We start from the raw sequence: 24,130 nt of genomic DNA, 5'->3' as shown, positions 1-24,130 counted from the left end.
CGTTTTGCAACCAAAGGACGATATAAAGTTGTTTAGTGCTAAAAAAGAGACTCATTCCCAAGGGTCTCTTTTTTTATGTTTTTATTCGAACGAACTGTATTAAATTGTACTTTTATAACACAGATTTGCTTAATAAATTACCGAATATGTCAAAAATACTTATTGTAGAGGATGATGTTGCTTTTTGTACAATGCTTAAGACCTTCTTAGAAAAAAAGGAATACCAGGTCGTTACTGCATTTTCTGGTAATGAGGCTGTGGCCAAAATTAAAGAGGATACTTTTGATGTTGTTTTAGCAGATGTGAGACTTCCAGATCGTGATGGTATTACGTTGCTTGAAGAAATTTTGACAAGTAATCAAAATACACAGGTGATTATAATGACCGGATATGCCGAAATCAATATGGCGGTTAATGCGATCAAACAAGGAGCTTTTGACTATGTGTCAAAACCATTTAATCCCGATACGATTTTACAAACCATTGAAAAAGCTTTGAATGGCAGAGGTGCCGTAGAGACTAAACCTCAAAAAAAGGAAATACAGACCAAAGAGGTGCCAGCATCTTCTGGTGATAGTTTTGTACGTGGGGTTAGTGATGCCTCAAAAAAATTGAATGAATATGTGGCTTTGGTAGCTCCTACTCGCATGTCGGTTCTTGTAGTTGGAGATAGTGGAACAGGAAAAGAATATGTGGCTAGTAGTATTCATAAGGCTAGTAAAAGATCAGAAAAACCCTTTGTTGCTGTAGATTGTGGGGCTATACCAAAAGAAATTGCCTCAAGCGAATTCTTTGGTCATATCAAAGGCTCTTTTACCGGTGCGGTAAACGATAAAGTCGGACATTTTGAAGCCGCTAATGGAGGAACATTATTTTTGGACGAAATCGGAAATTTAAGTTACGAATTACAAGTGCAGTTACTTAGAGCACTTCAAGAAAGAAGAATAAAACCTGTTGGAAGCAATAAGGAAATTGAAGTAGATATAAGAGTAATTGCAGCAACCAACGAAGACTTAAGCCTTGCTGTAAAAGAAGGAGAGTTTAGAGAAGATTTATATCATAGATTGAATGAGTTTTCCATCAAAGTACCTCCGTTAAAAGATAGAATTGAAGATTTGATGCTTTTTGCGAATCACTTTTTGGAAGAGTCGAATGCAGAACTGGACAAACATGTTGTAGGGTTTGCGGATGAGGTGCTAGAAGCATTCAAAAATTATACTTGGCCAGGAAACCTTAGGGAGCTAAAGAATATTGTTAAACGTTCTGTGCTTCTGTCTCAGGACGAAATGATCACCTTAAGTATTTTGCCTCAGGATATTGCATATGCTACTCATAATTCTAAGCAAACCTATGGATTGTTTAAGAATCAAAATGAGCAAGAGTTAATATTGGATGCTTTAGAAAAGGCAAACGGAAACAAGGCAAAGGCAGCTCGAATGTTATCTATTGATAGGAAAACGTTGTACAATAAGCTGAAGCAATACGATATCAGTCTTTAGTTTTCTACTTTAAGCTTGTCGATTAGACTTTCTATACTGCTTATTGCTTTTTGGGCAAGCTCAAGAACTTCCGAATCGTTCATGTCATACTGTTCAGGGTGCTCTAGTCGAGTCAAAACAGGAACTACTTCTTTAGCTTTTATTTGCTTAAACATTGGAAGCATTTTATGAGCAATCTTCTTGATCTGGTTGATATTCTTTTTGGATACCATAGCCTTTAGATCTTCAATATTATCGACAGTACTCTCATAAAAAGTATCCAGAATAGCGTATAAAGAGTCAGAATCCCCGTGGGCGAAAAGCATTAGATCATTCAGAGAATATTCTTCTGAATCCGAAAGACTAGGCATCTCGTTTTCATATTCAATAAGATCAACATTTAATATCCTGGCAATAAGGTCGATCAATTCTTTGGGAGCATATGGTTTTCTTAAATTTCCCGAGAATCCTGCTTCCTGATATTCAGAGACAGAAGTATCTGTTCTTCCAGATAAGGCAATCACGGGTAAGTTCTCTTTTTTCAACTCTTCTTTTATGGTTTTAATGAGTACAAAACCATCCATTTTAGGCATTTGTATATCGGTCAAAACCAAATCATAGTCGTTTTTCTCTAGCAAAGCAACGGCTTCAAGTCCGTTTCCGCAAACGTCATACGCCAGACCAGCTAGTGTAGCTACCTCACTTGTTAGGGATAGTTGACTAGGGTCGTCATCAACAATTAATACCTTTTTATTAGAAAAGTTTTGTATTTCAAGCACTTCAGTTTCTTCTTCAGGAACCAAAGAGTTAGATAGTTTTATTGGGATATATATGGTAAAAATACTCCCCTCTTCCGGCTCACTTTTTAAGGTGATTTTACCGTTTAGCAATTGTATAATTTTCTTGGTAATCGACAGTCCTAATCCAAAGCCACCAAATTTCTTTTCGGTATCATCATCTCCCTGAGAGAATTCTTCAAAAATGACTTGCTGTTGCTCTGCGGTAATTCCTATTCCTGTATCTTTTACCGCAATTACCAATTGTTTTTCAGAAAGGCCATTTTCAATTATTGTGCTTTCTACTATAATAGATCCTTCATCAGTAAACTTATATGCATTGTGAAGTAGATTGGTAAGAACCTGCTTAATTCGAAAAGGATCACTGATGTATTGCTTTTTTAATAAGTCATCGGTAATGATCTGAATATCCAGATTCTTTTTATCGTTAACAGGAATAACACTAGAAATGGTATTTTCTATTAATTTTTTGGGAGAAAAAGGCAGTTCTTCGATAATCATTTTGCCCGCTTCCAGTTTTGATAAGTCCAAAAGGTCATTCACCAAATGAAGAATATAATCAGAAGACTTTTTGAGGTGTCCCAAATAGTGCTTTTGTTTATTGCTTAAACCTGTTCTCTCCAAAAGATCAGAATACCCTATTACGGTATTAAGTGGAGAGCGAAGATCATGAGTAACGGTGTTAATCAAGGATTCTCTTGTTTTTAGAAGAGATTCGGTATATGCTTTTTCGGATTCTAATTCGTTCCGGTATTTTTGACTTTTAGAAATATCTTTGGTAATCAAAAACAGAAAGATGATGGCGATCAATACACTGATTACCGCAATAATCATAATGATATTCGAGGTGTTGTTTAAAATTCGATTAGAAGCCTCTAATCTTGCTCTATATTGATTTCTTTCATTGCGTTCTATTGCTGCCAGCAAATCCCTAAGTTGTTTGGTAATGACCTGGTCGTTTTTAAGCAAATTATTCTCTTTAACAGAGATTTCTCGTTTGTACCTTTGGTCTCTCTTTTCCAACTCGACAAGTACCTGTTTTACAGAAGTTGCCAAAGAGTCGACGGTTTGATTGGTTAGCCGTTTTGCATTATCTTTTTTTGTGTATTCCAGAAGATCAATCAATGCTCTTTTGGTACGGTCGTCATAGATTTTAAATCTTTCGTCATAGTCTTCGTATCCCCCAAAACTTTTATTTACTTTTTTCAGCTCATCAATCGCGGTTTCATATAAGCCTTTCTGTTTGCGTTGCTTATAGATTTTAATAAGCTCTTCGAGGTTTTTATTCTTGCGATCAATTAAGGATTCTATACTATCAATTTTTTGGGTCTGTAATGTATCATCTGAGATTTGTGATACCTTATCAATGGTATTTAGAATGGTGTCAATTTTGATCTTATAGGTTTTGAACTTATTGGTGTCATAAGTTTGAACAATATTTCTTGTTAAGCTTTCTGCTTCATACAGACCAGTGATCGCTTCACCTACTAAGAATAATTTTTCATTATTATAGTTTTCCATCTCTGCCGTCTGGGTATAATTATTTAGCTGCTGATAAATAACCCAAAAAGCAGTAACGGCAAGTAGCCCGGCAAGTAGGTAACCCGCTATAATTTTATAAGTAACTGATCTTTTAGTGTTCTTCATGTTGTCTTGTTCACCTAATACTACTAACTTAAAAAATGCAAAACCATTGTTTTAAGTGTATTAAAGTTACAATAAATCAATATAACCTTGTATTTTTGTATTCAAATTTAAAGAGTACGGCGATCTTTGATCTAAAACTCGAATAAATTCAGTAATAGAACGTTAAAAAATTAATTTTAGCGGCTTTGTTACTAGAAGATTAAGTATTTTTATCATAAATAAGCTTTAGGGGTGTCCTTAACATTGGTTTTGGTCTGAGAAATACCCTTTGAACCTGATGCGGTTAGTACCGACGAAGGGAAAAGTTATGATCACTTCAGTTTGTTGTGATTTTTCTTATCAACCTGGTTGTATAGATACTTTCTAAAGTTTATGGATTAATCCAAAAAATGATATGACCATAAACGTAAACAATCAGTCTCAATCTATTTCAGAAGATAGTTCTATTGAAAAGCTACTGGCGGAGTTACAGATTTCTACAAACGGAATTGCTGTTGCCGTTAATAATGAAGTGATTTCAAAAGAAAACTGGAGACAATTAACACTAAAAGAAAAAGACGAAGTTACTATTATCCAGGCTACTCAAGGAGGATAGGATTGCTACTATATCAATTATTGCTAAACCACAAAACTCAAAATTTATACCGATGAAGAAAAAAGATACCGCTCCCAAGGAGAACACCATCACAACAAAGCCATTTCCTAACTCACAAAAAATTTATGTGCCAGGAAAAATTCATCCGCAAATCAATGTGGCTATGCGGGAAATTTCACTTTCAGACACCACAGATAGTTTTACTGGAAAAAAGACACCAAATCAACCCGTAACGGTTTATGATACTAGTGGGCCATATACTGATCCTTCCAAAACGATTGATATTCATAACGGTATAGAACCTATCAGAGAACAGTGGGTTATAGATAGAGGTGATGTAGAAGAATTAGATAGTTTTACCTCTGTATATTGTAATGAGCGGTTAAATGATGAGAGTTTGGATCACTTAAGATTTAATCATATCCGCAAGCCTAAGAGAGCCAAAAAAGGAAAGAATGTATCTCAAATGTATTACGCCAAACAGGGAATTATTACTCCTGAGATGGAATACGTTGCGATAAGAGAAAATCAAAAATTACAGGAAGCAAAACGATTGTCGAAACAGCATCCAGGGCAGGATTTTGGAGCTAGTATTCCTGATGTAATTACTCCCGAGTTTGTAAGAGATGAGGTGGCAAGAGGTAGAGCGGTTATTCCTTCAAATATTAACCACCCAGAAAGTGAACCTATGATTTTGGGAAGAAACTTCCTGGTAAAAATCAATGCTAATATTGGTAATTCTGCTACCACTTCTAGTATCGAAGAAGAAGTAGAGAAAGCGGTTTGGGCTTGTCGTTGGGGAGCAGATAATATTATGGATTTATCTACCGGTAAAAATATTCATGAAACCAGAGAATGGATCATACGTAACTCTCCAGTTCCAGTAGGTACTGTACCTATTTATCAGGCCTTAGAAAAAGTAGACGGTAAAGCCGAAGATCTTACCTGGGAAATTTTTAAGGATACACTTATAGAACAAGCAGAACAAGGTGTGGATTACTTTACGATTCATGCTGGGGTTCGTTTGGCATATGTTCCTATGACTGCCAAGAGAATTACTGGGATCGTATCTCGTGGAGGTTCCATCATGGCAAAATGGTGTTTGGCTCATCATAAAGAGAGCTTTTTGTATACCCATTTTGAGGAGATCTGTGAAATTATGAAAGCCTACGATGTAGCCTTTTCTCTAGGAGATGGATTACGACCAGGTTGTATTGCCGATGCTAATGATGAAGCGCAATTCGCAGAGTTAGAAACCTTAGGTGAATTGACCAAGATTGCCTGGAAGCACGATGTGCAAACGTTTATCGAAGGGCCAGGTCACGTGCCTATGCACATGATCAAGGCTAATATGGACAAACAACTTGAAGCTTGTGGAGAAGCTCCTTTCTATACGTTAGGGCCTTTAACTACAGATATTGCACCAGGATACGATCATATTACTTCAGGAATTGGAGCAGCAATGATTGGATGGTATGGTACGGCAATGTTATGTTATGTAACTCCAAAAGAACATTTAGGATTACCAAATAAGGACGATGTTCGTACTGGAGTGATTACGTATAAGCTTGCAGCTCACGCGGCAGATTTGGCCAAAGGACATCCAGGAGCTCAGCATAGAGATGATGCGTTGAGTAAAGCTAGATTTGAGTTCCGTTGGGAAGATCAATTTAACTTATCTCTGGATCCAGAATTAGCTAGAGAATATCATGACGAAACGCTACCTGCCGAAGGAGCAAAAATTGCACATTTCTGTAGTATGTGTGGGCCTAAATTCTGTTCGATGAAAATATCTCAAGAGGTACGTGATTATGCAGCCAAGAAAGAGATTGATGATCAAAAAGCCATCGAAGAAGGAATGAAAGAGAAGGCTGAGGAGTTTAAAGAAAAAGGTAGCGAAGTATATCTATAATCTTATATAAATGGTGATGAGTAGAAGATTCGAAATATATCTCGAATCTTTTACTAATGCCGATAAAAAAAGAACATGCTAATTGTACTTACTTCCGAGAGAGCTATCGAAGATGAAGCGACCAAAATCAACGCATTATTTGATGCGGGTTTAGAGCGATTACACCTCAGAAAGCCTAGCTTCAGTATTGATGGTTATCGAGCACTTTTAGATCAGATAGATCCAAAATTCTATAACCGAATTATGTTGCACGAACACCATGAATTAACTCAAGAATATGCTCTTAGAGGTATCCATCTGCAGGAACAAGCAAGACTAAACCTGGAAGATGCACTACAAGCTACTTTGAAGGTTTATGAAAACAAGGAATTAAAAGTGTCAAGTTCTTTTCATAGCATCGAGGATATTGTTGATAGCTCAGGAAATTTTGAGTATGTGCTTTTAAGTCCGGTTTTTAGCTCGATATCCAAGGCAGGTTATGAAGGGAAAGGTTTTGATGTAAATCATCTCGACGAGTTTGTTGTGGGCATGGGCGGAATTAACGAAGATACACTTCAAGCAACATTTGATTTAGGTTTTAAAGGTGTTGGAGTGTTAGGCGGTGTATGGAATACAGATGATCCTTTGTCTAGCTTTGTCGCTATTTATAACAAGTGTAACGAAGTAATAGCATCGTAATCGATGAAGACACGACCAAATGTATTGACTATTGCAGGGTTTGATCCATCAAATGGAGCAGGTTTAACTGCCGATATCAAAACTTTTGAAGCATTAAAGGTGTATGGTTTGTCGGCCTGTACTGCCAATACTATTCAAAATGATGTGGACTTTATCTCGTCGCATTGGGTAGATTTAGAGGTGATTAAACATCAAATAGATATTTTGTTTGATCGTTTCACTATCAAATATGCCAAAATAGGGATTGTTCCAGATTGGAGTAGGCTATTAGAAATTATAGAGGCGTTACAGGGTAAAAACCCGGATATAAAGATTGTGTTAGATCCTGTATTAAAATCCAGCTCAGGCTTTGATTTTCATGATACGGATACATCAATTTTGGAGAGTGCAGAACAACTTTTTAATACTATTTTGAGTAAAGTATATCTGTTAACACCCAATTATAAGGAGATTGAAGAGTTATTTCCTAATAAAACTATTGAAGAGACAATACAACATATAAGCGGTAAAACCAATGTCTTATTAAAAGGAGGTCACAGAAAAGATTCACTTGGAGTCGATGAGTTATTTACCGTAGAAGGAAAACACTTCGTGTTTAAACCGAAAGCAGATAGTGTTTCAGAAAAACATGGAAGTGGTTGTGTTTTTTCTTCTGCAGTAGTAGCGTATTTGGCACAGGGATTTTCATTGCAGAAAGCCTGTTTCAGAGCCAAACGATATATAGAACGAGTGCTAAGCTCTAATAAAAGTCTTTTAGGATATCATAGTATATAGAAATCAGAATGCACCTATGAAAGAAATAAGTTTACAATATATTTCTCAAGGAGATACGCCAGAAAAGCACCTTGAAAATATTACTAAGGTATGCCAGGCCGGAGGCAGATGGATACAACTACGGTTGAAAAATATGGATATGGGCACCTCTTTGGCTACTGCTATCAAATGTCGAGAAATCTGTGATCAATACGAGGCCATTATGATTGTAAATGATCAGGTGAGTATTGCCCAGGCAGCAAAGGCCGATGGTGTGCATTTGGGATTGGAAGATATGAATCCAACAGAAGCAAGAGCCATTCTTGGTGATAATTATATCATCGGGGGTACTGCAAATACCATGGAAGATTGCATACAACACTCAAAAAATGGAGTGGATTATATTGGCTTGGGGCCATTTCGTTTTACGATAACCAAAGAGAAATTAAGCCCAGTTTTAGGAACAGAAGGATATACCAAGATACTGTCAGAGCTTCAACAACGACATATTGAAACTCCGGTAGTAGCTATTGGAGGAATTTTGGAAAAAGATATTCCTAATCTTTTGGGGACAGGAATTACAGGTATAGCGGTTTCAGGAATGTTGACAAACCAGAAAGGCGATGATATCAAAGAAAAAATTGAAAATATTAAAAACACGTTTAGATTAAAGCAATGGATACATTAAGAATAGCAGACAAAGAATTTTCTTCGCGCTTATTTACAGGAACCGGAAAATTTAGTTCTTCGGTGTTGATGAGAGATGCATTACTAGCTTCAGAAAGTGAGTTGGTTACCGTAGCCTTAAAACGTGTCGATGTGCAAAATGAAAATGATGAGATATTAAATCATTTAAATCATCAGCGCATTAATTTATTACCAAATACCTCTGGTGTTCGCAATGCAAAAGAAGCTGTTTTTGCGGCTCAATTGGCAAGAGAAGCTTTGGAAACCAACTGGATAAAACTCGAAATTCACCCGGATCCAAAATATTTGTTGCCCGATCCTATAGAAACATTAACTGCAGCAGAAGAATTGGTGAAACTAGGATTTGTGGTGATGCCTTATATCCATGCAGATCCTGTTTTGTGCAAAAGACTAGAAGAAGTAGGAATACAATGTGTAATGCCTCTGGGAGCTCCCATCGGGAGTAATAAAGGCCTCAAAACTCTAGATTTTTTAGAGATTATTATTGATCAAAGTAATGTTCCTGTAATTGTAGATGCGGGTATTGGAAGTCCATCTCATGCGGCCCAAGCGATGGAACTTGGAGCAGATGCCGTTTTGGTAAATACAGCAATAGCAGTTTCACAAGATCCGGTTGCCATGGCAAATGCTTTTAGAATGGCTGTAGAAGCAGGAAGAATGGCATATAATGCAAAGTTAGCCCCTATAAAAAAACACGCAGAGGCAAGTAGCCCGTTAACAAGTTTTCTAAATGAATAATAGCTTCAAAGACATATTTGATCAGTATGACTGGGATACGGTTTTGAATGATATTTTGACCAAAACCGAGGCAGATGTGCTACGGGCAATTCACGCTACCAAAAGAACAACAGAGGATTTTAAAGCATTAATTTCTCCGGCTGCAAAACCGTATTTGGAGCAAATGGCTCAGATGAGTAGTCAAATTACCAAAAAGCGCTTTGGAAATACAATGCAGATGTATGCACCCATGTATTTGAGTAATGAGTGTCAAAATATTTGTACTTACTGCGGGTTTAGTATGACGAACAAAATCCCAAGAAGAACATTAACAGATGAGGAAATTCTTAAGGAAGCGGATTATTTGAAAAGTAAAGGATACGACCATATTCTATTGGTAACGGGTGAAGCTAATAAGACGGTGGGTGTAGATTATATTAATCATTCCATCCAATTGATTCGTTCAAAATTTTCAAATATTAGTATCGAAGTGCAACCCTTGGATCAAAATGATTACGAAACCTTGATCGAGAGCGGTTTGTATGCGGTATTGGTATATCAGGAAACTTATCATAAAGAAGAATACAAAAAACATCATCCCAAAGGTCGAAAATCAAATTTTGAATACCGTTTAGAAACACCAGATCGATTAGGTCGTGCTGGCATACATAAAATTGGCTTGGGGGCTCTTTTCGGATTGGAAGACTGGAGAGCTGATAGTTTTTTTACAGCTTTACATCTTAAATACCTTCAGAAAACCTATTGGAAAACAAAATATTCCATTTCGTTTCCAAGATTACGTCCGCATAGTGGTGGATTAGAGCCTAAAGTAGAAATGACTGATGCGGATTTAGTACAGTTGATTTGTGCGTACCGTATGCTCGATGAGGATGTTGAATTATCAATGTCTACCCGGGAAAGTGAGGTTTTTAGGGAACATATTGTTAATTTGGGAATTACCTCAATAAGTGCAGAATCCAAAACTAATCCTGGAGGATATGTGGTAGCACCGCAATCCTTAGAGCAATTCGAAATATCAGACGAACGCGCTACAGAAGATGTGGTAACAATGCTTCAAAATCGTGGATTAGAAGCCGTTTGGAAAGACTGGGATCAAAGCTGGTAATCTCCTAATTAGAAACGGTAAGCGTGTTGCCATTTTTTTCTACTCTATACGGAAGAAGAGGTTGACCGCCTTCGCCCTGTACTTGTTGCCCAAAAGAAGTAATTTCATATACATTATCATTACCACAATTAGAAACCGCTCTAGTAGCTTGAACATCCAAAGCAGAACAATCCATAAGGGGAATATTGGGATCACTTAGTTCGTAAGCAAAAAACTGCTGATCGTTTTGATTGTATAGAATTAATCCTCGAATACCTCTTCCTTCAGTTCGATCAACTACAATTCCGCCAGGAAATCTTAGATTCACGAATTGAGGTAAATTGAGATTGATTTGAGCTGTAAAACCAACATTCGGTAAATTAGGATTGTTTCTATTGTCATCATCACTGCTGCACGAGGCAATTAAAAGTATACCTAACAAAAACACTATCTTTTTCATAACACTATTATTCTGTTGCCAAATTACGTAAATTTGTGGTCTTCCGTAAAATTTTTGTTATCTTTGGATAACGAATCCCATAGCTATGGGATTTTTTGTATTTATATAAACGATGAAGTTATGAGCAAAGTATCTTATTACACTGCAGAAGGTCTAAAAAAATTACGAGACGAATTAAATAATCTTAAAGATATAGAACGCCCGAAGGCTTCGCAAGCTATTGCTGAAGCACGTGATAAAGGTGACCTTAGTGAAAATGCTGAGTATGATGCTGCCAAAGAAGCGCAAGGTCTGCTAGAGATGAGAATCGCTAAATTAGAGGAAACCCTGGCTGGAGCCCGTCTTATAGATGAGTCGCAATTAGACACTTCTAAAGTGTTGATTCATTCTACGGTAAAAATTAAAAACCAGACTAACGGAGCTGAGATGACATACAAACTTGTAGCTCAAAGTGAAGCGGATCTTAAAACAGGCAAAATTTCTGTAGATTCTCCTATTGGCAAAGGCCTTTTAGGAAAGAGTGTAGGAGAAGTTGCCGAGATTCAGGTTCCTAATGGGACAATGAAGTTTGATGTCGTTGAGATTACCAGAGAATGAGAATTAAATTTAACAACTAACCCAGAAAGCCTTTTTTATCTTTTTAAAAAAGGCTTTTTTATGGTTTCGACTTACAAATAAATAACCTATATTTCGAATATCATAAACCGACTAAAATTTAATTAATGCCTACCCTATTCACTAAAATTATTAATGGTGAAATTCCGTCGTACAAGGTTGCCGAGGACGAGAATTTCTACGCTTTTTTGGACATAAGTCCAAATGCAAAAGGGCATACTTTGTGTATCCCGAAAAAGAAGAAGACAAAATATTCGATCTTGGGGAAGATGAATATCTGGAGTTGATGCGTTTTTCGCGCAAAGTTGCCAAAGCTCTGGAAAAAACAGTTCCTTGCAAGAGAGTTGGAATCGCTGTTGTAGGATTAGAAGTGCCGCATGTGCATGTGCATCTGATTCCTATTAATGAAATGAAAGAGATGACATTTCAACATAAAATTTCTATGACTACCCAAGAGTTTGAAACCTTGGCTGCAGAGATCCAATCGAATTTATAGCGCAATGATGCAAGATTCAGAATTTAAATTATCCCTTACTCTGCGAATTGATTGGAGTGAGATGGATACGTATCAGCATGTAAATAATGTAAATTTTATGAAATACATGCAAAGTGCCAGAGTGCAGTTTTGGGAAGTAAGTGGATTAGCTCAAATGTACGCCGAAACCAAAAAAGGACCTATGTTAGTTTCTACCAAATGTGATTTCAAACATCCTTTGTTTTTCCCTGGGAATGTCATCATCAAAACGAAAGTTGAATTTATTAAGAATTCCAGCTTTGGACTACATCATAAGCTGTATAATGATGATGGTACGCTTTGTGCCGAAGGGCATGATGTAGCCGTATGTTTTGATTTTAATATTGACAAAACATTTGCAATCAATGATGAGTTGCGATTGGTAATGTCAAAATATGAATAGGGCTAAGCCAGACCCAAAAGATCCGGGTGATATACATATAAATATCCACCCAAAGCAATTACAAGTACCAAAAAAGAGAGCAAATAGAATAAACCTGTAAATTTGATGGAAGCAGGTTGGGTGTTGATGGTTTTTTTATGATACTCATAAACACGCTCTATGTCCTTGGTCCATTGACCAGGAAAAATATGAGAGCCACACTTACTGCAGTGAATATTTTCAATCGTGTTCTTTTTGGTTTTTATGAAAAGGCTGGATATTTTTTTCTCTTGTTTAAAAGAAAGGACCATCCCGTCGGTGGCATAACATTCAGGGCAATTGTTGGTAAGTCGCGCTTCTTTTAGAATAATATATTCTGTTTTCACCTTGTTTGGGTTTTGGAACTATATAACGTTTTAGAATTTATATTGTTATACGTTAGCACCAATTTTACGAAGGGTAATCTGAAAAGTAGTTCCTTTTCCGATATCAGATCTTAATACCTTGATCCGGCCAGAATGATATTCTTCTATAATTCGTTTGGCGAGAGATAATCCTAACCCCCATCCTCTAGCTTTTGAAGTGTAACCAGGTTCGAATATCTTGGTGAATTTTCCTTTCGGGATACCTTTTCCAGAATCTTTAATTCTAATAAAAACACGTTTGGCGTCATCGGTAAGGTGTATGTTTAAATCTCCTTTCCCTTTCATGGCATCAATGGCATTTTTTACCAGGTTTTCTATGGTCCATCCATATAATTGAGAATTCAAATATACAGGAATGGGTTTGTCGGGTAGATCTATAGAGAAGTTGATTAATTTAGAACTTCGGGATTGCAGATAGGTATAGGCATCTTGCGTTTCTTTTACGATATCAGTTTCTGCAAAATCAGGGATAGATCCAATTTTGGAGAAACGCTCCGTAATCACTTTCAGGCGTGAAATGTCCTTTTCAATTTCAGTAATATACTCAGGATTTACGTTCTCGCTTTTTAGAATTTCATTCCATCCCACCAACGAAGATAATGGGGTCCCTATTTGGTGAGCTGTTTCTTTTGCCATACCGGCCCAGAGCTTATTTTGCTCGCTAACTTTGGAGGTGGTAAAAAAGAAATAAATCACTCCGATCAATAAAAATAAAATAAGCGCAATGGCTATAGGATAGTATTTCAACTTATTCAAAACATCTGAGTGACCATAATGAATGTATTGCACCGTATCACGTAAATCGAGTTCTATAGGTTCATTTTCGGATTTAATCTTTTGTAAAAAGGATTGTAGTTTTCGTTCGCTCTCGATAGTGCTTTGAGATACATTTTGAATATATCTAGGATCTGGTTTTCCCAAAGAGTCTCTGATAAAATTTCCTTTAGAATCTGTGATGATAATAGGCATGGATTGATTGGTTCCTCCTATCAAAAGAACCAAATCCAAATAATCATCAGATTGATCACTGTTAAAAGCCTTTCGGGATTGTGTCCAGATTTCTATTTTGGTTCGTTCATCATCTTTAAAACGTTGCAGGAAAAGAGAAGTATTCCATAGAACAAGTGCGGTAATCACCAAAACAGCAATGATAATGAAATAGCTCGAAAAATTACGTTCGTCAGAGAAATTCATAGAGAGTTGTTAACCAAAACTTAAATATAAACGTTTTTTAACGATTTTATTGTCTATTTTTCTCAAGATACAAAAGCCAGAGTTTACCTGTTAAGGACCAAACTTTGGTTATCTTTGCTGCAGATAAAACGAAATAATGATAACAATAGATCCTTCTCAGGTTGCAACAGGAAAGTTACATGGGTTTTTATTGGGAGCAGTAGGTCCAAGGCCAATAGCATTTGCCAGTACAGTAGATAATGATGGAAATCCCAACTTATCTCCTTTTAGCTTTTTTAATGTGTTTAGTGCTAATCCTCCTATTCTTATTTTTTCTCCTGCCAGGAGAGTGAGAAACAATACTACCAAACATACTCTCGAGAATGCAGAGCTTACCAAAGAAGTCGTGATCAATATCGTAAACTATGATATTGTACAACAAATGTCGTTATCTAGTACCGAATATCCCGAAGGAGTAAATGAGTTTGTAAAATCAGGTCTTACGATGGTAGCTTCAGAAAAAGTAAAACCATTTCGTGTGGGAGAGTCTCCCGTTCAATTTGAGTGTAAGGTGAATGAGATCATCCCGATGGGAAAAGAAGGAGGAGCCGGGAATTTGGTGATTTGTGAAGTAGTTTTGATGCATATCAATGAGAATATCTTGGGTCAAGAAGGTAGAATCGATCAGGAAAAGATTGATCAGGTAGCTCGTATGGGTGGCAATTGGTACACTAGAGCAAAAGAAGGAATGTTTGAAGTACCAAAACCATTAAGTACTATGGGAATTGGCGTAGATGCCTTGCCCGAAGCGATTAGAAATAGTACGATTTTTACAGGTAATGATTTAGGAAAGCTGGCTAATGTAGAGCAAATCCCTACTAAAACAGAGGCCGTTGAAATTGTTAATAAGATGGGGGACATTATGGATAAAATTCAGCAGTCTAACCAAATAGAAATTCATAAATTTGCTAAGCAATATCTGGATCAGGATGATACGGATACAGCATGGAATATTTTAGCAGCAAAATAATACTTAAGAAAGATGGAAGTACAAGGTAAAGTAAAGATGATCGGTGAAACTCAAACCTTTGGTAGCAATGGTTTTAGAAAGAGAGAGATTGTAGTGACAACAGAAGAACAATATCCGCAACACATTATGGTGGAGTTTGTTCAGGATAAATGTGACCTTTTGAATAGTTTTCAAGTAGGGCAAGATGTAAAAATAAGCATTAACCTACGAGGAAGAGAATGGGTAAATCCTCAGGGAGAAACCAAATACTTCAATTCTATCCAGGGATGGAGAATCGAAAGTTTACAACCAGCTGCTCCGGCAAATGCTATGCCTCCAACACCACCGGCTGACGCTTTCGAACCAGTAAGTGATTTGAATGAAGAAGATCATGATGATCTACCATTCTAAGAAATAAAGAACTGTATAAATAGCCCACTTGTTGTGTTATTAAGTATAAAAGTAAAAAGTCCGATACAGCTGTATCGGACTTTTCATATTGTGGTTTAGGTTAACCTTTTAATAAAACTCAAAAAAGCAATGATGAACAAAATTTATCTTAAAAGGTCTTAACAAATATTGCGATTTTTTTGGTCAATTCAAACAACTGATTGATATTTAACGTTGTAGAAACCTTTATAATTTTGTTTTGTTTATTCTCAGTGATTCTATAGACTTTCCTCCAGTAGGTTATGCCAATGCTGACGGCCTTTTGGCGTTGGGAGGAGACTTATCTGTAGATCGATTGATCAAGGCATATCATAGCGGGATATTTCCTTGGTATAATGAAGGAGAGCCTATTTTGTGGTTTTGTCCAGATCCTAGAATGGTCCTATTTCCCGATGAGCTCAGAATAAGTAAAAGCATGCGTCAGTTATTAAGAAGAAATGCTTTTACCGTTACTTTCAATACCAATTTTGATGGAGTCATCGAGAATTGCGCAACGGTTAGTCGCCCTGATCAATACGGAACTTGGATTACCAATGATATGCAAAAAGCATATAAGAAATTACATGAAATTGGATACGCTATTTCTGTAGAGGTATGGAAAGACAAAGACTTGGTAGGGGGATTGTATGGAGTCTTGCTGAAAGAAAAGAAAGTGTTTTGTGGCGAAAGCATGTTTGCCAAAGCAAGTAATGCCTCCAAATACGGTTTTATTCATTTGGTAGATTGGTTACAACAAAAAGAAGTGAAGCTTATCGATTGCCAGGTATATACAGATCATTTAGCTAGCCTAGGGGCTAGGGAAATTGAAAGGAAGGATTTTTTACATTATCTGAAATAAACTCACATAAATATCTTTTATGAAAATTCATAATTTAGGAAAAGAACAGACCGTTTTAAATCAGTTTGTATTAGAACTTCGGGATAACATGATCCAGAAAGATGCCATGCGTTTTAGAAGGAATATTGAACGAATTGGAGAAATCTTAGGGTATGAAATGAGTAAAACGCTAGATTTTGAAACCAAAAAGGTGCAAACTCCATTAGGAACCAAAGAGGTTTCTGTACCAGCCAATGATTTGGTGTTATGCGCTATTTTAAGAGCAGGTTTACCCTTACATCAAGGGCTGCTCAACTATTTTGACAAGGCAGAGAATGCTTTTATATCAGCCTATCGTAGTCATGATCCTAATCAAGAGGATGAAAATGCTTTTGAGATCGTAGTGAACTATTTGGCATCCCCCACTATAGATAATAAAACCCTGGTATTGATTGATCCTATGTTGGCTACAGGGAAGACTTTAGAAACTACTTTTGAAGCGTTGAAAGAACATGGCGTACCAAAAGCGATTCATATCATTTCTGTAATCGGTTCAGAACAGGGGATATCTTATATCGATGAGGTTTTTGATGATAACACCCATCTTTGGATCGCCGCTATTGATGAGGAGATGAATACCAAAAGTTATATCGTTCCGGGATTGGGTGATGCGGGAGATTTATCATATGGCAGTAAGCTTTAAACGTCGTTATATCGAAAACAATTTACCGTATGGTCATTAACCATACCCGTTGCCTGCATAAAGGCATACATTACCGTAGAACCTACAAACTTAAAACCTCTCTTTTTAAGGTCTTTACTCATCTGGTCGGATATTGGGGTAGTAGCCGGGATTTCTTCTTGAGATTTCCATGCATTTTTAATTGTTTTTCCATCTACAAATCCCCAGATATAGCTATCAAAACTTCCAAATTCCTCCTGGATTTTTATAAAGTTCTGTGCATTAGTAATCGCAGAATTGACTTTTAGTTTATTTCTTATGATCCCTGGGTTTTGTAGCAGTTCCTCCTTTTTTTGATCCGTATATTGCGCTATTTTGTGATAGTCGAAATTATCGAATGCCAATCTAAAATTTTCTCGCTTTCTTAAAATAGTGATCCAGCTTAATCCTGCTTGAAATGTTTCTAATACCAAAAACTCAAAAAGTAATCGATCATCGTGCAATGGCACGCCCCACTCGTTATCGTGATAAGATTCATAAAGTGAATCTCCAATACACCATCTGCATCTGTATTTTGTCATAGTTCTCGTTTTGAAAGTTAAATATATTACTTTCGTACTCAATTTTGAGGTTTGTAAGTTTTAAAGATTTGTATCGTCTTATCTCTTAACCAAATTTAGGAGAAGATAACATGGAAACAACGACAATGACAGTAAATGAATTAATCGAAAAAGGAATTGAAAATTCATATTCCTATCAAGAATACAGAACATTAGTAAGTGATTTATTGGCCGAAGGTAAATCTACGGGTAATGAGCAGTCTGAAGCATTAACAAATTATAGTATGCTTAATGACCGCCGAATGAAAAGATTAGATAAAACCTTAAAACTGGATGAAGCCGTTACAGAAGCTTTTTCTAATGCCAATGTAGATCATATTGCCTGGGTAGTATTGACCGAAGGTTGGTGTGGAGATGCTGCGCATTCTATACCAGTCATCAACAAATTAGCCGAGCTTAATAATGGGATTGATTTAAAAATCGTTTCGCGAGATCATAATGACGAGTTGATGAATAACTTTTTAACCAACGGTGGTAAGTCAATTCCAAAATTAATTGCCTACGATACCCAAAACAAAGAAGTTATTAGCACTTGGGGGCCAAGACCTTCTATAGCAACTCAAATGGTGAATGATTACAAAGAGAAACACGGAGGGTTGGATCCAGAATTCAAACAGGATCTTCAAGTGTGGTACAACAAAAACAAAGGAGTGAACATTGCACAGGATCTGTTGCAATTATTGCCTAAGTAAATCGTCTAATTCGAGTAATTAAAATAATACGTAATAGAGCCTTCTTGCTCTTCGATTGTAGAACGCGAAAACAGTGCTTTTCTTGCATAATTCATAGCATTATCAAATAAGCATTCGTTTCGCGTTGTAGATCGTTTTTTATCCACTTTGGTATCGATCACGTACCCATTTTTATTCACTTCAATTTTTACAACTACTTTACCACTAGCATTACATGTATATACTGGGTTTGGTAAATCGATAGATTTTCTGCCTTTTAGTGTATAAGTAAGTGAGCTATTTCTGTTATTCGTTTCTTTATCATCCTCTTTGGTAGCCTCTTCTTTATTCAATTCTTCGCTCTTTTCGGCCTCCAAAGGAACTTCACCGTTTTCGTTGGTTAGTGTTTCTTCATTTTGTGCTGCAGTTTCATCGGATTTCATCAAAGATTTGATTCGTTCTTCGATTTCGTCATGATCTTCAAAATCTTCGTTGTAGGCAGCATGTGTTCTTTTTGATGCAATAAGATCTCTGGCTTCTTCTTGTTGAGGTTCTTCTTCAGCTTGTTCTTCTTCGGCAATGAACTCTTCAGGAATTTCCATAAGAATTTCAGATTGTTCTTTTTGTTTTCTAAACATGTTGATGTTGTAAAGACTAAGAACAAAAATCCCCATCAATAATGACGTGATTATAAGGGCTTTATGTTTTTCTATAAATTCCATAGGTAACTATAACTAATTTTTTTATACAATATTTTAATTAGTTTCAACTTTTATCGGTAACTGATTTTCAAAAGATTGAATGCTCATTGCATCGTCTACTGAAAATGCTCCAATTTTAGTTCTTCTAAGAACGGTCAAGTGCCCCCCACTATCTAATGCTTTTCCAAAGTCATGAGCTAAGGACCGGATATAGGTACCTTTGCTGCATACTACTCTAAAGTCAACTTCAGGTAAAGCAATTCTTGTGATTTCAAATTCGGTAATTGTTATTTTTCTTGGTTCGACTGCTACTTCTTGTCCTTCTCTTGCATATTCATATAACCGTTTTCCGTCCTTTTTAAGAGCAGAAAATACCGGTGGATACTGTTCTATTTCTCCAATAAACTGAGAAGTGGCAGTTTTGATATCTTCTTCTGTGATATGGTCAATAGGAAATGTTTGATCGATTTCGGTTTCTAGGTCATAGGATGGTGTAGCGCCTCCTAAAGTAATAGTGCCGGTGTATTCCTTGATTTGCCCCTGAAACTCCTGGATACGCTTGGTAAATTTGCCAGTACAAATTACCAAAAGACCAGTAGCCAACGGATCTAAAGTTCCTGCATGCCCCACTTTAATTTTTTTGATACCAAAACTTTTTCGGATATGCCAACGCAGTTTGTTTACAACCTGGAAAGAAGTCCATTGTAATGGTTTATCGATCAAAAGGATTTGACCTTCTTTATAGTCGAGTTCGGTTAACATTGGGGGCTATTTAATAAAACCAAAACTGATGGCAACAAGGCCAACAATAATACAATATACGGCAAAATAAGTTAACTTGCTCTTTTTCACCAGGGAAATCATCCATGTACAAGCAAAAAGGCCAGAAATAAAAGCGGCCAAAAAGCCAATTCCCATAGCGGTGCTATTCTCTGAAGAGAAAGTGAGCTCACCTCCCATGATATCCTTTGCTATTTTTCCGAAAATCAATGGGATAACCATCAAAAATGAAAAACGCGCGGCCTTGGTTTTATCATTTCCTAATAACACCGAAGTAGAAATGGTAGCACCACTTCTAGATATACCAGGTAACATTGCAATTGCTTGAGCAACACCAATTACAAATGCGTTGGAGTTGCTTACAGATTTTTGAGTGTCTTTTGCTTTATCGGCCAACCATAATAATATAGCAGTAATGATGAGCATAAAACCGACAAACATAATATTACCTCCAAATAGTTGTTCTAGTTGTTCTTCAAAAAAAGTCCTACCAAAACGGCTGGAATCATTGAGATGATAATTTTTAAGGCAAATAAGGTTTCTTCATTTTTTTTGAATTGCAACAACCCTTTGATAATCTCTATAATATCTTTTCTAAACACCACAATAGTACTTAGCGCTGTGGCAAAGTGCAAAACAACAGTAAAAAGTAGAGATTCTTCAGGGACGCTGTTATCTCCCAAAATGGCTTTTCCTAATTCTAAGTGACCACTAGAAGAGACCGGTAAAAACTCGGTTAGTCCTTGTATAATACCTAAAATGACCGCATCAAAAATTTCCATAAAGGATTCAGGCTTTTAAATTTGTGGCAAATATAGGTGTACTCCTAATAATAAAATGAGGATTATTCTTTTTTCTTCTTATTTGGATCCAACAAAATAGCGTATATCTCGATCCCAAAACCAAGTAGTACAATAGTAGGAGCTAGCCTAATTCTTCTGAAGTTGTAGATCTCTGGGTTAAACACATTAGGATCATCGCTTCCTCCTCCTGCCATAAGGATAAAACCAAGCGCAATAACAGCAAGACCTATGGCCATTACAACATAATTTTTCTTACCGAAAACAAAACCAGGTTTTGGAGGGGTATTTTTATTGGACTGTTTTTTCATGCGTGTCGTTATTTATCTCGTTATACAGAACTCGGTCACCTATCATCAATTTGGAAATGTGTCCCATATTGCTGTCGCGGGTAAATATAGTCCATCTTTTGATAGGATACAAAGTAACAGTTTTGTTTAGGATTTCTTTTTGAAGTCCTTCGATGGTTAGTCCCGTCTGTAATCCTCTATTGATATAATAGTAGTGTGCATCAGATTGCAAGGTCAGAACAATATCAAAACCCGGACTTTCTTTAACCTCTATCACCATACCACTCACCTTAAGTACATCATCCGGTTGCACGTTTCTTACCGGTTTAAAGGTTTGTACCATCATCCACATAAATCCAATGAATAAGACAAAAACAATCGAAAACCATATTTTTCCTACTTTTCTCATAGGCTAAGCAGTTACTTTGTTTTTACGTAATCCGAATACAAGTAAAACGAGTCCGCATAGGATAAAAGGAATACTCAGCCATTGCCCCATGTTTAGTGCCATTGCATCTTCAAAAGCAACCTGATTCTCTTTGTAGAATTCAATAATAAATCGCATGATAAATACCAAAGCGATTACTAGTCCAAATAGCACACCTTTTCGGTTTTTAAGATTCGTTTTTTGATACAAATACCAAACAATTCCGAAGATAATCAGATATGAAAAAGCTTCATACAACTGGGTAGGGTGTCTGGCAATCAAATCATCTCGCATAAAAATAACCCCGTAATCACCATCTGTGGGTTTGCCATAGATTTCAGAATTCATAAAATTTCCAAAGCGGATAAAAGCTCCTGTTACAGGAGCAACCATTGCAATTCGGTCCAAAATCCAGAATAGAGGGGCTTTGTATTTGTAGACATATAGAAACACCGCAATTATCGCTCCGATACTACCTCCATGACTGGCTAAGCCAGTAAATCCGGTAAAATACCAGGTGCCATCAACAATTTGGAAAGGCAAAAATATCTCTAGAGGATGTTGAGAGAAATACTCAAAGTCATAAAACAAACAATGACCAAGACGCATTCCCGCAAAAATCCCAACAAAAAGATAGGTAGAAAGTTTTTCTAGATCCTTTACAGGAACTTTTTCGGTCTGATACATGTATTTAACCAGGGTATAGGATAATATAATCCCTGTCAAAAACAGAAGGCCGTAATATTTTAAAGGAAAAATGCCGAATAATTTTATGATTTCGGGATCAACATTCCATTCTATAGGTCCTATCATGGCTAGTAATATAATTCGTCTGTTCTAAGATTAAGAAAACGTTGGGTAGCAAAGAAAGTACTAATCCAGGTAATAACTACCCCAATCCCAAAAACACCTGCAAACAAAATGACCAGTAGAATTTTGTCTTCCAGAAGGGCTAATTCAGGGAATGTTTTATTTAGGTAATACAACACGACACCTACTCCAATTAGTGCTACAATAGCACCGATCATACCCAGGCGAACGCTTTTCCAAACAAATGGTTTCCGGATAAATTTTTTGGTCGCTCCTACCATCTGCATGGTTTTTATGATAAAACGTTTGGAGTACACCGATAATCGAATAGAACTGTTGATTAACAACACCGCGATAAAAGTAAAAATAGCACTGACCAGCAATACCCAAAAACTTATTCGTTTAATATTGTCGTTTAATAAAGAAATCAGAGGCTTGTCATAAATCACTTCGTCCACAAAATTCTTTTTGGTAATAGATTTTGAAATCTCCTCTATTTTGGCCGGATCCACAAAATCAGCTTTTAGATAGACATCTATAGAGTTTTGTAAAGGGTTATACCCAAGAAATTCCATAAAATTTTCTCCAATATCTTTGCTGTGTTCTTCGGCAGCCACATCTTTGGATATAAACTGAGTGGATTTTGTATATTCTGCCAAAGCCAGTGTTTTCTCCAGTTGTTTTACTTCAATTTCTTTGGCGGTATCTTTTAGATAGATGGTTAACGCAATTTTTTCTTTGAAGTGATCGGCTACTTTTTTAGTATTAAGTACCAAAAGACCTAAGAGCCCTAATAAAAATAGCACTAACGATATACTAATAACCACCGAAAAATAGGAAGAGATTAGCCGTCGTTTTTGATATTTTTCGAAAGAAGAACTCATAAAGAAATATTTTGCAGTAAAAATAGTAAACTTAACTAACTTTGATAAGTGAATAACGCATTCTTATTTACGATATTTTTACAAGGACAGAAAAGCGCTTTCCTTTTTTGTATAAAGGAGTAGAAGAAAGCTATTTTTTAGTCAACAAACAGTTTTAATCATACAAAACCATAGATAATGCACACAGTTATTATTGGAGTTGGAGGTGTTGGGGGATATTTTGGAGGAAAGATTTCTAATTCAAATCAAAAAGTAACGCTTGTAGCCAGAGGACAGCATCTGGAAGCTATACAAAATAATGGACTACAAGTAAAAAGTATACAAGGTGATTTTGTAACTCATCCATACATGATAACCGATGATATCACTGAAGTTGAAAAGGCAGATCTTATTTTGATTTGTACCAAATCCTGGCAGGTAATAGCAGCGGCGAAAATGGTAATTCCTTTACTTAAAGAAGATACTGTAGTAATGCCATTGCAAAATGGAGCAGATAATATCGAAAAATTGCTTTCGGTTTTGCCACCAAAACATGTCGTAGGAGGATTGTGCAAGATCTACAGTAAAATTGAAGACTATGGGGTGATTTCCCATTTTGGGCACGATCCCGAGGTTGTTTTTGGGGAGATTGATAAAAACAAAACCGAGAGAATACAAAAGATAAAACAGTTGTTTGATACTGCGGGTTTTCGAAATACCATTTCTGAAGATATTTACGTAGATATCTGGAGTAAGTTTATGTTTATTGCTACGGTAAGTGGATTGGGAGCTCTTACTCGTATTACTATCGGAGAAATGTATGAAAACACCGGGACAAGATCTATTCTAGAACAAACGGCTACAGAAATTTTTAAAGTGGGTAAGGCCAAGGGTGTGCAATTGCCAGATGATTTGGTTTCTCGTATTATGAATTTTATCGGTAAACAACCTTATGATTCTACGGCCTCTACCCAACGCGATATTCTAGACGGTCGCCCTTCAGAATTGGATAATTTTAATGGATTTATTGTAAAAGAGGGAGAAAAACTAGGAATTGCAACACCAGTAAATTCTTTTATTTACAGTTGTTTACAGCCTATGGAAGCTAAAGCGAGAAGTTAGGAGGTTTCTAAAAAGCATAGCATTTAAAGGTGTCTTTTTCTTTGTTTCATTTCTTTTGGACAAGCAAAAGAAATGAAAGCGTAGTGAAATGATAATTACTTAATAGGATAAGTCTGTTTAACTCGCATA

The 24,130-nt window shown here is 36.5% G+C and carries 27 protein-coding genes, 2 pseudogenes and 1 riboswitch; of the genes and pseudogenes, 17 read left to right on the top strand and 12 right to left on the bottom strand.

All coding sequences use genetic code 11. The features are described 5' to 3' along the window. The first annotated feature begins 146 nt into the window (after nt 1–146). Nucleotides 147–1,499 (top strand): sigma-54-dependent transcriptional regulator, encoded by a 1,353-nt coding sequence (locus AC0L3Q_RS23790; RefSeq protein WP_473283530.1) that lies wholly within the window; start codon nt 147–149, stop codon nt 1,497–1,499. Here the strand turns inward: AC0L3Q_RS23790 and AC0L3Q_RS23785 are convergent. Continuing rightward, nucleotides 1,496–3,922 (bottom strand): hybrid sensor histidine kinase/response regulator, encoded by a 2,427-nt coding sequence (locus AC0L3Q_RS23785; RefSeq protein WP_473283528.1) that lies wholly within the window; start codon nt 3,920–3,922, stop codon nt 1,496–1,498. The two genes, AC0L3Q_RS23790 and AC0L3Q_RS23785, sit on opposite strands and share 4 nt — an antisense overlap. 217 nt (nt 3,923–4,139) lie before the next feature. Continuing rightward, nucleotides 4,140–4,240: riboswitch (TPP riboswitch) on the top strand. Nucleotides 4,241–4,316: 76 nt separating this feature from the next. Here AC0L3Q_RS23785 and thiS point away from each other — a divergent pair. The 7 genes from thiS (at nt 4,317) to thiH (ending at nt 10,411) form a co-directional block, all read left to right on the top strand. Next, nucleotides 4,317–4,517: a sulfur carrier protein ThiS gene (gene thiS, locus AC0L3Q_RS23780; RefSeq protein WP_473283526.1), complete on the top strand. Its 201-nt coding sequence runs from the start codon at nt 4,317–4,319 to the stop codon at nt 4,515–4,517. A 52-nt stretch (nt 4,518–4,569) separates the two neighbouring features. Further along, nucleotides 4,570–6,429 (top strand): phosphomethylpyrimidine synthase ThiC, encoded by a 1,860-nt coding sequence (thiC, locus tag AC0L3Q_RS23775; protein WP_473283524.1) that lies wholly within the window; start codon nt 4,570–4,572, stop codon nt 6,427–6,429. A 75-nt stretch (nt 6,430–6,504) separates the two neighbouring features. Next, complete coding sequence (locus tag AC0L3Q_RS23770; RefSeq protein WP_473283522.1) at nt 6,505–7,107, top strand: thiamine phosphate synthase; 603 nt, start codon at nt 6,505–6,507, stop codon at nt 7,105–7,107. A gap of 3 nt (nt 7,108–7,110) precedes the next feature. Further along, nucleotides 7,111–7,881, top strand: coding sequence for a hydroxymethylpyrimidine/phosphomethylpyrimidine kinase (locus AC0L3Q_RS23765; protein WP_473283520.1), 771 nt, complete (start codon nt 7,111–7,113; stop codon nt 7,879–7,881). Nucleotides 7,882–7,897: 16 nt separating this feature from the next. Further along, nucleotides 7,898–8,548, top strand: a complete 651-nt coding sequence (locus AC0L3Q_RS23760) for a thiamine phosphate synthase (RefSeq protein ID WP_473283518.1) — start codon at nt 7,898–7,900, stop codon at nt 8,546–8,548. After that, the gene (locus AC0L3Q_RS23755; protein WP_473283516.1) at nt 8,536–9,306 is read left to right on the top strand and encodes a thiazole synthase; all 771 of its coding nucleotides are present in this window, start codon (nt 8,536–8,538) and stop codon (nt 9,304–9,306) included. The genes AC0L3Q_RS23760 and AC0L3Q_RS23755 overlap by 13 nt, the downstream gene beginning before the upstream one ends. Continuing rightward, on the top strand, nt 9,299–10,411 hold the full coding sequence (gene thiH, locus AC0L3Q_RS23750; RefSeq protein WP_473283514.1) for a 2-iminoacetate synthase ThiH: 1,113 nt from the start codon (nt 9,299–9,301) through the stop codon (nt 10,409–10,411). Before AC0L3Q_RS23755 ends, thiH begins: the two co-directional genes overlap by 8 nt. 4 nt (nt 10,412–10,415) lie before the next feature. On the opposite strand, the gene AC0L3Q_RS23745 is transcribed toward thiH, so the two are convergent. Then, nucleotides 10,416–10,850 carry a hypothetical protein gene (locus AC0L3Q_RS23745; RefSeq protein WP_473283512.1) on the bottom strand — a complete coding sequence of 145 codons (435 nt, stop codon included), beginning with the start codon at nt 10,848–10,850 and terminating at the stop codon, nt 10,416–10,418. A 120-nt stretch (nt 10,851–10,970) separates the two neighbouring features. Between AC0L3Q_RS23745 and greA the strand changes: the two genes are divergently transcribed. The 3 genes and pseudogenes from greA to AC0L3Q_RS23730 all read left to right on the top strand — a co-directional run bounded on the left by greA (nt 10,971) and on the right by AC0L3Q_RS23730 (nt 12,382). After that, a complete protein-coding gene (gene greA, locus AC0L3Q_RS23740) occupies nt 10,971–11,447 on the top strand; it encodes a transcription elongation factor GreA (protein ID WP_473283510.1) in 477 nt (158 codons plus the stop codon). A 125-nt stretch (nt 11,448–11,572) separates the two neighbouring features. Continuing rightward, nucleotides 11,573–11,961: pseudogene (locus AC0L3Q_RS23735) on the top strand (HIT family protein). A gap of 4 nt (nt 11,962–11,965) precedes the next feature. Continuing rightward, on the top strand, nt 11,966–12,382 hold the full coding sequence (locus tag AC0L3Q_RS23730) for an acyl-CoA thioesterase (protein WP_473283508.1): 417 nt from the start codon (nt 11,966–11,968) through the stop codon (nt 12,380–12,382). A gap of 2 nt (nt 12,383–12,384) precedes the next feature. On the opposite strand, the gene AC0L3Q_RS23725 is transcribed toward AC0L3Q_RS23730, so the two are convergent. Beyond that, nucleotides 12,385–12,747: a hypothetical protein gene (locus AC0L3Q_RS23725; protein WP_473283506.1), complete on the bottom strand. Its 363-nt coding sequence runs from the start codon at nt 12,745–12,747 to the stop codon at nt 12,385–12,387. 45 nt (nt 12,748–12,792) lie between these two features. Beyond that, nucleotides 12,793–13,980, bottom strand: a complete 1,188-nt coding sequence (locus AC0L3Q_RS23720) for a sensor histidine kinase (RefSeq protein ID WP_473283504.1) — start codon at nt 13,978–13,980, stop codon at nt 12,793–12,795. A gap of 136 nt (nt 13,981–14,116) precedes the next feature. Here AC0L3Q_RS23720 and AC0L3Q_RS23715 point away from each other — a divergent pair, with 136 nt between their 5' ends. From AC0L3Q_RS23715 to upp, 4 genes are all read left to right on the top strand, one after another. Continuing rightward, entirely contained in the window at nt 14,117–14,989 is an 873-nt protein-coding gene (locus AC0L3Q_RS23715) for a flavin reductase family protein (protein WP_473283502.1), read from the top strand. 12 nt (nt 14,990–15,001) lie between these two features. Then, complete coding sequence (locus tag AC0L3Q_RS23710; RefSeq protein ID WP_073318399.1) at nt 15,002–15,379, top strand: DUF3127 domain-containing protein; 378 nt, start codon at nt 15,002–15,004, stop codon at nt 15,377–15,379. A gap of 238 nt (nt 15,380–15,617) precedes the next feature. Next, nucleotides 15,618–16,256, top strand: a complete 639-nt coding sequence (gene aat, locus AC0L3Q_RS23705) for a leucyl/phenylalanyl-tRNA--protein transferase (RefSeq protein WP_473283500.1) — start codon at nt 15,618–15,620, stop codon at nt 16,254–16,256. A gap of 19 nt (nt 16,257–16,275) precedes the next feature. Further along, nucleotides 16,276–16,938: a uracil phosphoribosyltransferase gene (gene upp, locus AC0L3Q_RS23700; RefSeq protein WP_473283498.1), complete on the top strand. Its 663-nt coding sequence runs from the start codon at nt 16,276–16,278 to the stop codon at nt 16,936–16,938. Here upp and AC0L3Q_RS23695 read toward each other — a convergent pair. Next, nucleotides 16,935–17,498: a DNA-3-methyladenine glycosylase I gene (locus AC0L3Q_RS23695; protein WP_473283496.1), complete on the bottom strand. Its 564-nt coding sequence runs from the start codon at nt 17,496–17,498 to the stop codon at nt 16,935–16,937. The genes upp and AC0L3Q_RS23695 overlap by 4 nt on opposite strands. Nucleotides 17,499–17,608: 110 nt before the next feature. Here AC0L3Q_RS23695 and AC0L3Q_RS23690 point away from each other — a divergent pair, with 110 nt between their 5' ends. Next, nucleotides 17,609–18,229 carry a thioredoxin family protein gene (locus AC0L3Q_RS23690; RefSeq protein ID WP_473283494.1) on the top strand — a complete coding sequence of 207 codons (621 nt, stop codon included), beginning with the start codon at nt 17,609–17,611 and terminating at the stop codon, nt 18,227–18,229. A gap of 5 nt (nt 18,230–18,234) precedes the next feature. Here the strand turns inward: AC0L3Q_RS23690 and AC0L3Q_RS23685 are convergent, their stop codons facing one another. The 7 genes and pseudogenes from AC0L3Q_RS23685 to AC0L3Q_RS23655 form a co-directional block, all read right to left on the bottom strand. Beyond that, nucleotides 18,235–18,930 carry a hypothetical protein gene (locus tag AC0L3Q_RS23685; protein WP_473283492.1) on the bottom strand — a complete coding sequence of 232 codons (696 nt, stop codon included), beginning with the start codon at nt 18,928–18,930 and terminating at the stop codon, nt 18,235–18,237. Nucleotides 18,931–18,963: 33 nt separating this feature from the next. Beyond that, nucleotides 18,964–19,671 carry a tRNA pseudouridine(55) synthase TruB gene (gene truB, locus AC0L3Q_RS23680; protein ID WP_473283490.1) on the bottom strand — a complete coding sequence of 236 codons (708 nt, stop codon included), beginning with the start codon at nt 19,669–19,671 and terminating at the stop codon, nt 18,964–18,966. 6 nt (nt 19,672–19,677) lie between these two features. Next, nucleotides 19,678–20,471 (bottom strand): annotated as a pseudogene (locus tag AC0L3Q_RS23675) (undecaprenyl-diphosphate phosphatase). Nucleotides 20,472–20,533: 62 nt separating this feature from the next. Further along, entirely contained in the window at nt 20,534–20,800 is a 267-nt protein-coding gene (locus tag AC0L3Q_RS23670; protein WP_473283488.1) for a DUF3098 domain-containing protein, read from the bottom strand. Continuing rightward, nucleotides 20,781–21,188, bottom strand: a complete 408-nt coding sequence (locus AC0L3Q_RS23665) for a hypothetical protein (RefSeq protein WP_473283486.1) — start codon at nt 21,186–21,188, stop codon at nt 20,781–20,783. Before AC0L3Q_RS23665 ends, AC0L3Q_RS23670 begins: the two co-directional genes overlap by 20 nt. Nucleotides 21,189–21,191: 3 nt before the next feature. Next, nucleotides 21,192–22,019, bottom strand: coding sequence for a prolipoprotein diacylglyceryl transferase (lgt, locus tag AC0L3Q_RS23660; RefSeq protein WP_473283484.1), 828 nt, complete (start codon nt 22,017–22,019; stop codon nt 21,192–21,194). Between the two features lie 2 nt (nt 22,020–22,021). Beyond that, nucleotides 22,022–22,900 carry a cell division protein FtsX gene (locus AC0L3Q_RS23655; RefSeq protein ID WP_073318371.1) on the bottom strand — a complete coding sequence of 293 codons (879 nt, stop codon included), beginning with the start codon at nt 22,898–22,900 and terminating at the stop codon, nt 22,022–22,024. Between the two features lie 177 nt (nt 22,901–23,077). Here AC0L3Q_RS23655 and AC0L3Q_RS23650 point away from each other — a divergent pair, with 177 nt between their 5' ends. Continuing rightward, nucleotides 23,078–24,001: a 2-dehydropantoate 2-reductase gene (locus AC0L3Q_RS23650; RefSeq protein WP_473283482.1), complete on the top strand. Its 924-nt coding sequence runs from the start codon at nt 23,078–23,080 to the stop codon at nt 23,999–24,001. Nucleotides 24,002–24,130 lie beyond the last annotated feature (129 nt).

Source organism: Aquimarina sp. KJ22-3, assembly GCF_055808215.1.
Note: the sequence above shows the minus strand (reverse complement) of the source record. Positions and strands in the feature narration are given on the sequence as shown.